The following is a 12,369-nucleotide window of genomic DNA, read 5'->3' as shown; positions in this document are numbered from 1 at the left end:
CGTGTCGAGGTTCGATCGAACTCCGACCCTCGGGGCCCCCTTTGCCCGAGGGTCGTTTTTTGTGGGAAATGCCGAGCCCGTTTGAGCGCGTCCGCGCCGCAACCCGTGGCCCAGATACGAAGAATCCGGCCGAAGGGCCGGATTCTTCTCAAAAACCAGAGGTGGCTCCCCTTTGTGCAGGCATATCGAACTTTGTGCCGAGCGCCCAATCGAGAGCTGGGGGTGTTGTTCGAGCGGATTCGCCTATTTGATGAAAGCCGATCTCCCGCCCAAGATTCCCCGGTCGTCTTAACATGGCGCAGGTTCGCCGAAACCGGCTGGGCGGGGGAGCGGCGTCAGACCGACCCCTCGTGCAGCTTAGACCGTCCTACTCGATCGGCAGTAACCCACGTGGCTCTAGCGTATCGGGCGACCTAGCGCACCACGGTGCTGCAAACGTGAAGACGCCCGCCTCTTGCGACGCGGACATGCCCTCTAGCCTAGCTGGCTAGATCAGCATCGCCTCTATCGGAAAACCAAGCTGGCGGGCGTGCGCGATGAAGGCGAGCCGGCGCAGCCCAAAGGGCGGCCCTGTTATTCAAGGCCGCCCGGTCGATCCTAGAAGCGTTTGCGGAGGGAGAAACCGACCGTGCGCGGATTGATGCTCACGACCTGCTGCCTGTTGTTGAGCGCGGAGGTGACGCTCATCAAGCCGACTTCGTTGGCGACGTTGTTGAGGAACAGATAGGCCCCCCAGTCGGTCCCTTCGACGCCGCCACGCAGGTTGGCGTAGCCGTAGTCGCCCTGCTTCTCGTAGTAGACATAGGTGGGGCGGAACTGCGAAGCGGACTCGCCGACATAGGCGTAGTCGGCGCGGAGCAGGCCGTTCAGGCTGTCCGTCAACGGCCAGCTGTATTCGATCGCCGCCGAACCGCTGAAGTCGGCCACGTTCGGGAACTCGTCGCCGCGCAGGCCGGTCGATCCGGTGATCAGGATCGTGGAATTGGCCTGGTCCTCGGTCAGCTTGGCGTCAACGAAGGCCGCCGTCGCGCTCAGGGTCAGGCCGGGGATCGGGCGGGCGACCGCTTCCAGTTCAACGCCCTTGATCCGCGCCTTGCCGGCGTTGGTCAGGTAGCTGAACGCGCCGTTGGCGCTGGTGGCCGAGATCTGCATGTTGTTCCAGTCGATCTGGTACGCAGCGGCGTTCAGGGTCAGGCGGTGATCGAACCATTGGCTCTTCACGCCGGCTTCGTAGTTCCACAGGCTGTCGGGCGCGTAGGCCAGCAGGGCCGACGCCAGGCCCGGCACGTTGTTGGCGCCGCCCGGACGGAAACCCTTGGCCGCCAGGCCGTAGACCATGATGTCGGACGTGACCTGGTAGCTGACGTTGAACTTGCTGACCCAGCCGCTGGCGCTGGCGTCGACCTGGGCGGCTGGACCGACATAGGACTGGGTGATGAAGTTGCTGATCAGCACCTGACCCGAGACGGTCTTGTCGTAGTCGAAGCGCCGTGCGCCGACGGTCAGGCTCAGCTTCTCGATCGGCTTGTAGGTCACTTCGCCGAAGAAGGCGGTTTGCTTGGTGTCGGTGCCCACGTGGCGCCAGGCGGTCAGGTCGCTAGGGTTGATGACGCCGGTCGCAGCGTTGGCCTTGGCCACCTGGCTCTCGATGTAGTCGGAGCGGTCCTCGTAGTAGACGCCGGCCGTCCAATCGATCTTGTCCTCGAACAGCGAACCGTTGGCCCGCAGTTCGTGGTTCCACGAGGTCAGGCCCATCGGCTGGTATAGCGCGCCTGGCGTGCGGCTGTCCGCATAGGCGGTGTATTGCGTCATCTGGGCGGGGGTGCAGGCCGGATTGGTGCTCCCCGCGGCGGCCGGGCCGCCGGCGATGTAGTTGCGGCACGAGGTGGCGTTGGCGCGGTTGGCCGAGAGGGTGGGGCTGTAGTCGGAGTTCCGCAGCAGCGTCCATTTGTAGTAGGAAGAGGTGCCCGTCAGGGTGGCGAAGCCCAAATCCCACTTGGCCGTGACGTTGTAGACGCGCAGGTTGTCGTCGGTCGGCGCGATCGTGCGGGCGTTGGTCGAGTAGTCCTTGGCGCCCAGGGCTGGATACCAGCTGTTCTGGCCGTCCAGGGTGGTCTTCTGGAACAGGCCCGAGGCGTTGATCGTCAGGTTGTCGGTGGGCGTGAAGCCCAGCATCAGGCGGCCGCCGGTCGAGTGCTGGTCGTTGATGTCCTTCTTGTTCAGCAGGACGTCGTCGACATAGCCGCCCTGCTCGGCCTCATACAGCACCAGGCGGGCGGCCAGCTTGTTCTCGATCAGCGGCACATTGACCATGCCCTTGACCGAATAGCCCGTGCCGCCGTCCTTCTGGGCGGTGCCCTGGGCCTCGATCGCGCCCGAATACTGGGTGCTGTCGGGCTTGTTGAGGATGACGCGCAGCGTGCCGCCCATCGAGCCCGAGCCGTACAGCGTGCCCTGCGGGCCGCGCAGGACTTCCACGCGTTCGACGTCGAACAGGTTGACGTCGGCGCTGGTCGAGCTGGCGTCGGCGGTGGTGCCGGCCGGGCCGGTCAGCGGGGTTTCGTCATAGTAGAGACCGACGGTCGCCTCGCCGGCGCTGCGCACGCCGCGCAGGGTCAGGCGGCGGTTGGTCGGCGAGTTGCCTTCGACCTGCAGGTTCGGAACGGTGCGGAAATAGTCCTGGATTCCCGAGGCGCCCAAGGCCTGCAGCGACTTCTCGGTGACGGCGCTGATGCTGATGGGTGTGGTCTGGATGGTGGTCGAGCGCTTCAGGGCGGTGACGACCACTTCCTCGATCGTGCTGTTGTCGGCCGGCTGCGGCGCGGCCTCCTGCGCGAGTGCCGCATGCGCGCCCAAGGCGGTGAGCGCGGTCGCGCCCAGGGCCAGGGCCTTCAGGCCTCGAAACTGCTGTCTCATGATTATCCCCTCGTTTTTCCGACCGCCGCCGACGACGGTCCGAAAGGTCAGACGTGAGGGAGGGGGACGTCCTCATCGGCGCGCGAAAAAATGGGTGAACGCCGTTAGAAGCCGCGTTCCAGCGTCAGGCGCACCGAGCGGGGCGGAATGCCGTAGTAGTCGATGGGCCCGGAGGTGTTGCGCTGGGCCGAGGCGCGGCCGGCGCGATCCAGCAGGTTGTCGATCGCCAGCTCGCCGCGCCACGAAGCGTGTTCAAGGCCGAAGCTGACGCCGAACGTCGCGTAGCCGCCCATCTTCAGATAGTCGGGGTTTCCAGGACTGAACGCCGATCGCGAGGTCCCTGTATAGGCCGCGTCCAGGCGAAGACGGCCTTCCAGCTGGTTCGTCAACGACCATCGCCGCTCCAGCGAGCCGGCGGTCGCGAACCGCGGCACGATCGGCAGCCGGTCGCCCTCGAGGCCCAGGCCGATGGCGGTGTTGGTGATCTGGTCGGCTGTCAGGCGTGCGTCGGTGAAGGTGACGCTGGCGGCGGCGTCCCAGTCCCAAAGCGACCGCGCCGCGAACTCGGCCTCGACCCCCCGGATGCGGCTGGCGCCGATATTGGTCAGGAACGAGAAGGCGCGGTTCTGGGTCTGGGCGCTGTACTGCATGTCGCGCCAGTCGATCTGGTAGACGGCCAGGTTCGCCGTGAAGCGGTGGTCGGCCGACTGGCTCTTCAGGCCCGCCTCGTAGTTGGTGAGCCGATCGGACCGGTACGGCGCCAGGGTGTCGGCCAGGCCGGGCACGACATTGACCCCGCCGGGGCGAAAGCCCTGCGAGACCTGGACATAGCCCAGGACGTCCGCCGTGAACTGCTGGCTGGCCAGGGCCTTGAGGCTCCAGCCCTGCTCGGGGGTCCGCGCGTCGATCGCATAGTCGGCCCAGGTGCCGGACACGACGTTGGGGATCTGCACCTCGCCCCGGTCACGCTTGACGTAGCTGAAGCGCCGGGCGCCGAGGGTGAGGCGGGTTTCCGGAGCCGGATCATAGGAAATCTCGCCAAAGACCGCGCTCTGGCTGAGATGGTTGTCGATGCTGCGCCGGCCGATCAGCACCACCGGCTGCTGTGGCGCGCCGGTCAGCGGGTCGATATGCGGGACCTGGCTGTCGATGTGGTCGTCGCGGACCTCATTGTAGACGCCGACGGTCCAACTGATCGGACTATCGCGAACCGACGAGGCCCGGACTTCCTGGATCGAGGAGGTCAATCGGGCGGGCTGGTAGAGGATCGCCGGATAGAGGCTGTCCACGTAGCTGGCGTAGCCTTGCATCTGGCCGCCGTCGCAGGCGCCGCTCAGCGCGTAGTAGCGCGCGCAGCCCGAGGCGCTGTCGCGTTCGCCCAGCAGCACGCCGCTGTAGTCGGACCGCCGGGTCAGCCGCCATCGGTACCAGGACGCCGTGGCGGTGACCTCGATGTCGTCGCCCCGCCAGTGAAGGCTGGTGTTGGCCAGGTCGATCTGGCCGTCGAAGGGGGCCCGCGCGGCATGGCGGGTGCGCCAGGGGCCGGCGACGTCGTGCCAGGCCGAGATGTCGTCGCGGTGCGTGGTCTGGGTGGTGGCCGACAGCAGCACCGAAAGCCGTTCGTCCGGCCGCCATTGCAAGCCCAGGCGCGCGCCCTTCACTTCCGTGGAATCGACGTCTGACAGACCCAGGCGGACGTTGTCGATCGAGCCGGGCGTGTCGAGACCATAGACCGTCAGGCGGGCGGCCAGCTCGCCTGACACGATCACTGGATTGACCGCCGCGCTCACCCCGCCCGCCTGGTCGCCATGACGCAGGCTGGTGGCGCTGGCGCTGACGAAGCCGCCCGTGTCGTCCAGGTCGGGGCGCCGGAACAGCACGCGCAGTGCGCCGCCCATGGAGCCGGAGCCGTAAAGCGTGCCTTGCGGTCCGCGCAGCAGTTCAATCCGGTCGACGTCCACCAGGGCCAGCTCCGGCGTCATGACGCCGGGGTCGGCGGTCGTGCCCACCGGACCGGTCATCGGCGTCTCGTCGTAATAGAGGCCCGTCGTGGCTTCGCCGGCCCCGTAGACGCCGCGTAACACCAGCCGTCGGCCGAACGAGGTCGAGATCAGCTTCAGCCCGGGAAGCAGGGGCGCGGCCCGCTCCAGATCGACCATACCCAGGCGTGACAGGGTCTCGCCGGTCAGCACGGTCATGCTGAGCGGCGTCTTCTGCATTTCGCTGTCGCGTTTGAGCGCGGTGACCACCACCGGCTCCAGTGGATCGTTGCTGTCGGGCTGGCTGCCTGGCGTCGTTGTCGCCGGATGCGGCGCGGGGGGAGCGACCGGGATCGGCTGGATCAGGAAGCTGCGCCCTTCGAGCCGCACCATCAGCCCCGACCCCTCCAGCAGTCGCGCCAGGGCGTCCTCGGGGGAGAAGACACCCCTCAGCGGCGGACCGCGGCGACCGGCGGTCAGGCGCGGCGAAAACAAGATCTCGCGGTTGCTCTGCAGAGCCAGCTGGTTGAGCGCCTGGCTGAGCGGTTGGGCGGGGATGTCGAAGCGCGACGCCGCCTCGGCTCCGGCGGCCTGGGCGTAAGGCGGCGCCAGAAGGGCCGCCGGGCTCGCGGCGCAGGCCATGGCCGCGACGCGAAGTCGCCTTGACGCTCCCGACCCCCACACGACGACTCTTGCACCCCTCGTCCGACAGTACGCCAACCGCGCCCCCAGAGGGCGCGGACCATGCTCCAGTCCACCCCAAACTGTGTTGCGACCGCCAATTTACGCTCCGCAACATCGCCTCTTGCACACCCTTTAGGCAACGCACTCAGGGTAGCGCTTGGCGGGCCTCCACGCGGCCGTGCGCCTTGACACAGGGGGCGGGGCGCTTTCACCTCGTTGGCGTAGACGTCGGGGCTGTGTGGATGATGCGTATCGGCAGGGCGGCGACGCCCTCAGGAGGAGGCCAGGCGCTTATCGACATGGGCGCCCGTTTCACGCCGGCCCTGCGGGCTTTCTTCTCGCGCAGGGCCCCGATGAACGATGTCGAAGACCTCGTTCAGGAAGTCTTGCTCCGCATCCACAAGCGCCAGCCCGAAGCGGTGGTGAACAATGTCGAGGGCTATCTCTTCGAGGTGGCGGCCAATGTTCTGATCGACAAGGGACGCGCCGACCGCACCCGCTGCCGGTCGGCGCACTGCGAATTTCAAGAAATTCATCATCCCGTTGATGAAATGTCTCCCGAGCGCGTCTTACAGGCTCGGGAACAGATGGCGCGAGCGCTGGCGGCTCTGAACGAGCTTCCGGAGCGGACCCGGCGGGTTTTCGTCCTCGTGCGCTTCGAGGAGATGAGCTACAAGCTCGTCGCCCAGCGCCTGGGCGTCTCCGTTAGCGCTGTCGAGAAACATGTGATGAAGGCGCTGCGTCTTTTGGGCGAGCGTCTGCGGGACCAGGATGACCTCGACCACGCCGGTCAACGACAGACACGACGACCCTGACAGCGCCGCGGCGACCTGGTTCGCGCGACTGCAGGGCGACGCCGTTTTGGTGGAGGACCGCCGGGCCTTCGAGCGCTGGCTGGCCGCCGATCCGCGCAACACGACCGCCTGGGCGCGATGCCAGGATGTCTGGAGCGGCCTGAGCCTGCTGGACGCCGATCCCGCCCTGGCCGCCCTGCGGGCCGACGCCCTGGCGGCGGGAGAGGCTCCCTCTCAAGGTTTCAGCCGTCGCGGACTGCTGACCGCCGCGGGCCTAGTCGCCATGGTCGGCGGCGGCGCGGCCGTCGGTTGGCGCGTGCTCGGCAAGAGGGCGGCGCCAGCCGCCGGACCTTCCGCCGCCCCGACGTTCACGACGGCGGTGGGAGAGCTGTCCACCTTCCATCTGGCCGACGGTTCGATGGTCACCCTCAGCACCGACTCCGCGGTCAGGGTCGATCCCTGGGGTCGCGAACGGCGGCTGACCCTGGTGCGCGGCCAGGCCTTCTTCAAGGTGGCCAAGGACGTCGCACGACCCTTCGTGGTCGCGGTGGGCGACAAGCAGGTCACGGCGGTGGGCACGGCCTTCGACGTTCGCCTGGATCCGGGCAAGCTGTCGGTGACCCTGCTCGAGGGCCGCGTGCGCATCGCCGGTCCGTCGCCGCGAGGAGACCGCATGGTCGAGATGTCGGCGGGGTCCAGGTTCGTCGCGGCTGACGCCGCCGACTGGACCATCGCGGCCATCGACACGGTCAAGGAAGCCAGCTGGCTGCAAGGCCGGCTGGTGTTCGACGGCGAACCACTGTCGGCCGTGGTCGATGAAATGAACCGGTTCTCGACGCGCAAGCTGCGGGTCGCCGATCCCGTGGTCGCCGCCACGCCGGTCAGCGGCGTGTTCAAGACCGGGCAGGTCGATGCTTTCGTGGCCGCCATCCGCAGCTATGGCCTGGCGGATATCGGCCGCGCCGACAGTGACGAGATCGTCCTGATCCGGCCTCGGGCCTAGCCCCGCCGCACGCGCATGAAAAAGGGCGGATGTCTCGCGACGCCCGCCCTTTTGCCGTCATGGGCCTGCTGGAGCGCCTAGCGCCCCGACACCGCCGGACCGTAGTAGAGGCCGTTGAACAGCAGCTTGAACGTGCCGGCGGTCTGGGCGCGCTGGGTGACCACGGGCCCCATCAGCATGACCCGTCCCTTGCCGACCTTGGCGTCGACGACGCTGGCCGTGCCGTCGAGGCGCTTTTCCCCCAGGGCCCAGCCGCTGCGCAGCAGATCATCGCCGCCGAACCAGGCCACCCGCTTGACGTCGGCGGTGTCCTGTAAGGCGAACGAGGGGTTGTTGTCGTAATAGACGTCGACCGCGTCGCTCAGGCCGTAGGCCAGCGGCTGGCTCGGATCGACCTTGGCGCGCAGGATCGAGCCGGGGATGTAGAAGTCCCGGGTCGCGGCCATGGTCGGCTTGCCGTCCTTGTCGTCGATCAGCACGTTGCGCACCGGCAGTCCCAGCAACGCGCCAATGGCGCTGGAGCCGCCCACCGCGATCACCGACCCGCCGTCGCGCACGAAGCGGTCGAGTTGGGGGACGGTCTTGTCTGGGGTGATCGCGCCCAGCCACGAACGATAGTCGCTGGGGATCGTGGTCGCGTCCGGCTGCTTGGTTCGGAAGGCCGAGCGGACCCCGACGATGGGGGGCGAATAGGCCCCATCCGGCAACAGGATCACGTCGAAGTCCTTGGCCAGCTTGCCCGCGTCCAGGCGCTGCGGCCGCACGACCGTGTAGGGCATCTCGTATTTTTCGAACAGCCAGCGAGTCCAGCCGGTCGGCATCAGGCCGCCGTAGAGGTCGACCACGCCCACGCGCACGGACTTGAGCCGGATCGTCTCGCCGCTCGGCTTGGCGTCGACGCCGTAGGCGGTCAGGCCCAGATCCGTCGCGGCCTTGCGCACGATGGCGTCGACCTTGGCCGAAGCCGGGATCCACAGGGTCCCGGTCGCGAAGGTCCGGCCCTGGGCCGTGGTCGGCGACTTGAGCCAGAAGACCGGCGCGCCGGTCTTCACCAGGCGGTTGGTCAGGGTGAAGGCGTTGTTGGGCGCATGACTGACCAGCCAGCCGGCGCCGGCGTGACCGACGACCGCGCCGGGCGGCGTGGCGATTACGTCGGGCACGGTCTCGAAGGGGCCGTCGAAGCCTTCGGTCACCCGGTCGAAGCCGACGGCCATCTGCATGGCCGGCGTGTAGCCGGTGGCGTCATAGGGCGGCTTGGGCGGACCGCCCGGATATTCCAGGTCGTGCGGATGGTCCTGCGGCTCGAACATGTCCAGCACGTGCGGACGGTAGGCCTGGTCGGTCCTCACCACGAACGAGCCGGCGGGATAGGTCTTGTCGCTGACGTCGAACGCCTTGGTCGCCCGCTGGACCTCGACGCCGCTCTTGATCAGGGCGTTGAGGAAGTTGACCGCCGTGGGCAGGTCGGCCTGGTCGGCGGGGATGATGTAGCCGCGGGCGTCTCGGTAGGCCGGATCGTGCAGCACGGCGTCGTAGAGCTTGGGATCGACGCCCTGAGCGCCGTACGAGAAGGCGTCGACTTTCTCCTGAGAGCCCGCCGCGGCCTTCAGCGCCTCGATGCGTTTGGGGGTGATGGTCCAGCTGTCTGTCTGGCCCTTGGCGATCGAGTCCTGGCCCATGCGCCAGGCGTTGAACAGCAGGCGCTCCCTGTTGCTGACGGCGTAGTCGATGACCGCCCGGTCGAGGCTGAGGCTGTAGTCGATCGACTTCTTCAAATGCCAGACCTGCGGGCGCTCTGGCAGGGGAAGGTCATTGTGCGGCAACTGGCGGTCGGGGACCATGCCCAGCTTCATCGGCGTGGGATGGCCGATGATCTCGGTCAGCAGGCCGATCGCGTTGTGAAAGTAGGTGACCGTACGCTCCAGGCCGTTGGTCCAGGTGGAGTAGGGGGCTTCGCCGCGCATGGCAGAGCCGCCCTTGCCCTCGGCGATCAGCCGGCTGTGCATGATCGCCCCGACCTCGCTGAGCTGGCTCATGATCAGCGGATCGTAGTTGTAGTTGAAGGGGTCGCGGAACGGCGGCATCACCACCGTGGTGCCAGGGCTGTTGGGCTGGTGCTGGTTGTAGATGATCTGCGGGAACCAGTCGCGGAAGAAGACCCGGCTGAGGTTTTCGGTCTCCTTCTGGCTCATCATGTAGAAGTCGCGGTTGTTGTCATGGCCGACGTACTTGTTGTACAGGCGCGGCAGGCTGTCCCAGTTAGCCTCGCGCTTGGTCGGCTCGGGAATGCGCATGTACCAGTCGGAGACGAACTCCATGCCGTCGGGGTTGGCCTGGCCGATCAGGATGATGGCGCCGTCCAGGAACCGCTTGGTCTCGGCGTCGTCGTGGCTGGCCAGTTCGTAGGTGACCTGGGCCAGGTGCTGGGGCGGGACGATCTCGCTGGCGTGCAGGCCGCCGTCGATCCAGACGATCGCCTTGCCCTCCTGGGCCAAGGCGCGGGCCTGGACCTCGTCCACGCCTTTGGCTAGGGCCAGCTTGCGGGCGATCTGGCGATAGTGGTCCAGCTTGGCCAGGTTCTCCGGGCTGGAGACGGCCATCATGTACTGGGTGCGGCCTTCCTCGGTCTGGCCGATCGGGATCATCTTCAGACGGTCGGACTGTCCCGCCAGGGTTTTCCAATAGGCGACCAGCTGGGTGTAGTTGGCCAGGAAATAGTCCTCGCCGGCCTCGTGGCCCCAAGCCTGCTTGGGCGTGGTGATGGCGGCGTTGACGGCGGCCTTGGTCGTGGCGGACGCCGGCGCGCCACCGGTCTGGGCGAGCGTCGGTCCGGCGGCCTGCAGGGCGAGCGTGATGGCGACGGTCGCCAGTAGCGGTCTGCGCATGGTCGGTGAAACCCCTGGGATCCACCCCCACGGCGGTCCTCGTCCTTCAAGACGGAAGCTGGGAAACCTTCCTCACCGTCAAAAATGCAAAACGTTACTTTATTACAGAGATTTTTTTGACGCCTCGGCGGTGAGGGACGGGCGCGAGGTTGCGTCTCATTGGACAGTCGCCCGTCGGCGCCGTCCTTCGCTTACCCTGGGGAAACGTCCATAATGAAGCTTTCGACCTTGAAGCTCGTCCTGCTGTCGGCCGCCATGACGACCGCCTTCGCGGTTCCGGCCGGCGCCAAGCCGCTCACCGACGCCGATCGCGCCCAGATCCTCAAGGCCGTCGACGCCGACGCGCCGCAGATCTCGGACGCCGCGCTGAAGATCTGGGATTTCGCCGAGGTCGGCTACCAGGAGACCAAGAGCTCGGCTCTGCTGCAGGAGCAGCTCAAGGCCGGCGGCTTCGAGGTCCAGGCCGGTGTGGCCGGCATGCCGACCGCCTTCGTCGCCAGCTTCAAGAACGGGCCGGGCCCCGTCATCGCCATCCTCGCCGAGTTCGACGCCCTGCCGGGCCTGGCCCAGACCCATGACCCGGTGAAGACCGGCATCCCGGGCCAGGTCGCCGGCCACGGCTGCGGTCACAATCTGTTCGGCGCGGCTTCGGTCGGCGCGGCCGTCTCGCTGAAGGCATGGATGGTCAAGAACAACATCAAGGGCGAATTGCGCGTCTACGGCTCGCCGGCCGAGGAGGGTGGTTCGGGCAAGGTGTACCTAGTGCGCGCGGGCCTGTTCAAGGACGTCGACGCCACCCTGCACTGGCACCCCAACAACGCCAACACCGCCGTCCAGGGCGTGTCGATGGCCAATATCAGCGGCAAGTTCCGCTTCCACGGGATCTCGGCCCACGCCGCCGGCGCGCCCGAAAAGGGTCGTTCGGCCCTCGACGGCGTCGAGGTGATGGACGTGGCCACCAACTTCCTGCGCGAGCACACGCCCGACAAGACGCGGATCCACTACGTGATCACGGCCGGCGGCACGGCGCCCAACGTCGTGCCCAACTTCGCCGAGGTCTACTACTATGTCCGTCACCCCGATCCGGCGGTGGTCAAGGACGTCTGGGCTCGCGTCGAGAAGGCGGCTCAGGGCGCCGCGATGGCGACCGGCACCACGGTGGAGAGCGAGATCACCGGCGGGGTCTATGCCCTGCTGCCCAACGACACCCTGGGCAAGGTGATGGACGTCAACCTGCGCAAGGTGGGCGGCGTCACCTGGACGCCGGAAGAGATCGCCTTCGCCAAGAAGCTGCAGGAGTCCCTGCCGGGCGCGCCGTCGATCGACAGCGTCAAGACCGTCGAGCCCTACAAGGTCGAAATGGAAGGCGGCGGCGGGTCGACCGACGTGTCCGACATCAGCTGGGTGACGCCGACCGTGGGACTGGGCACGGCGACCTTCGTGCCGGGTTCGGCCGGACACAGCTGGCAGAACGTCGCGGCCGCCGGCTCGACGATCGGCGTCAAGGGCGCGGTCAACGCGGCCAAGACCCTGGCCCTGACCGGCGCGGACCTGTTCTCCAATCCCGAGACCATCAAGAAGGCCAAGGCCGAGCTGGACCAGCGTCGCGGCCCGACCTTCGCCTACAAGGCCATGCTGGGCGACCGCCCGCCGGCCCTCGACTACCGCAAGCCCAGCGCTGGCGGACACGAGTAGCGATCGAAGACCCCCTTTTGATCGTTAGCGGCCGGCGCTCCCGCCCCCGGTTTGGCGCCGGCCGCGCCCCCTTCATTGTTTTCCAACGCGGAGATCCCCCATGGCCCAGGCCATCATCGTTCCCCGGGACCGTTTCGAGATGCTGAAGGGCGCCTTGCCCGCCATCACCCGCGACCACCTGTTCAGCGTCTACGGCATCAGCGAGACCACCTGGGGCAAGCTGCGCAAGGGCGAGCCGATCAAGCTGAGCACCTGGGAGCGGATCCAGGCGCGCTACGAGCGCGTGTGCTCGACCCTGGCCCGGGCCGCCTGACGGCGTCCGCCCGCAGAAAGTTTCCATGAACAAACGTTTTGCCTATCTGATCATCGCCTCCATGGTCCTCGGGGTCGCCGTGGGCTGGGCCTGCAACCAG

8 protein-coding genes are annotated in these 12,369 nt (G+C 67.4%); 5 read left to right on the top strand and 3 right to left on the bottom strand.

What is annotated here, in order from left to right; translation table 11 throughout:
- Window positions 1-597 precede the first annotated feature (597 nt).
- Window positions 598-2,916, bottom strand: a complete 2,319-nt coding sequence (locus AC07NX_RS10595; protein WP_494641628.1) for a TonB-dependent receptor — start codon at window positions 2,914-2,916, stop codon at window positions 598-600.
- Window positions 2,917-3,020: 104 nt separating this feature from the next.
- On the bottom strand, window positions 3,021-5,537 hold the full coding sequence (locus AC07NX_RS10590; protein WP_494641626.1) for a TonB-dependent receptor: 2,517 nt from the start codon (window positions 5,535-5,537) through the stop codon (window positions 3,021-3,023).
- 284 nt (window positions 5,538-5,821) lie between these two features.
- On the opposite strand from AC07NX_RS10590, the gene AC07NX_RS10585 reads away from it, so the two are divergent.
- Both AC07NX_RS10585 and AC07NX_RS10580 read left to right on the top strand, forming a co-directional pair.
- Complete coding sequence (locus AC07NX_RS10585) at window positions 5,822-6,394, top strand: RNA polymerase sigma factor (RefSeq protein ID WP_494641625.1); 573 nt, start codon at window positions 5,822-5,824, stop codon at window positions 6,392-6,394.
- Window positions 6,351-7,376 carry a FecR family protein gene (locus AC07NX_RS10580; protein ID WP_494641623.1) on the top strand — a complete coding sequence of 342 codons (1,026 nt, stop codon included), beginning with the start codon at window positions 6,351-6,353 and terminating at the stop codon, window positions 7,374-7,376. The genes AC07NX_RS10585 and AC07NX_RS10580 overlap by 44 nt, the downstream gene beginning before the upstream one ends.
- Window positions 7,377-7,453: 77 nt before the next feature.
- Here AC07NX_RS10580 and AC07NX_RS10575 read toward each other — a convergent pair whose 3' ends face one another.
- Window positions 7,454-10,261, bottom strand: coding sequence for a M14 family metallopeptidase (locus AC07NX_RS10575; protein WP_494641621.1), 2,808 nt, complete (start codon window positions 10,259-10,261; stop codon window positions 7,454-7,456).
- A 213-nt stretch (window positions 10,262-10,474) separates the two neighbouring features.
- On the opposite strand from AC07NX_RS10575, the gene AC07NX_RS10570 reads away from it, so the two are divergent.
- The 3 genes from AC07NX_RS10570 to AC07NX_RS10560 form a co-directional block, all read left to right on the top strand.
- The gene (locus AC07NX_RS10570) at window positions 10,475-11,956 is read left to right on the top strand and encodes an amidohydrolase (RefSeq protein WP_494641619.1); all 1,482 of its coding nucleotides are present in this window, start codon (window positions 10,475-10,477) and stop codon (window positions 11,954-11,956) included.
- Between the two features lie 100 nt (window positions 11,957-12,056).
- Window positions 12,057-12,269, top strand: a complete 213-nt coding sequence (locus AC07NX_RS10565) for a hypothetical protein (protein ID WP_494641618.1) — start codon at window positions 12,057-12,059, stop codon at window positions 12,267-12,269.
- Between the two features lie 25 nt (window positions 12,270-12,294).
- Window positions 12,295-12,369 (top strand): hypothetical protein (locus AC07NX_RS10560; RefSeq protein ID WP_494641857.1); only part of this gene is annotated, 75 nt, incomplete at its 3' end.

The organism is Caulobacter sp. GW821-FHT09A05 (assembly GCF_059418465.1).
Note: the sequence above shows the minus strand (reverse complement) of the source record. Positions and strands in the feature narration are given on the sequence as shown.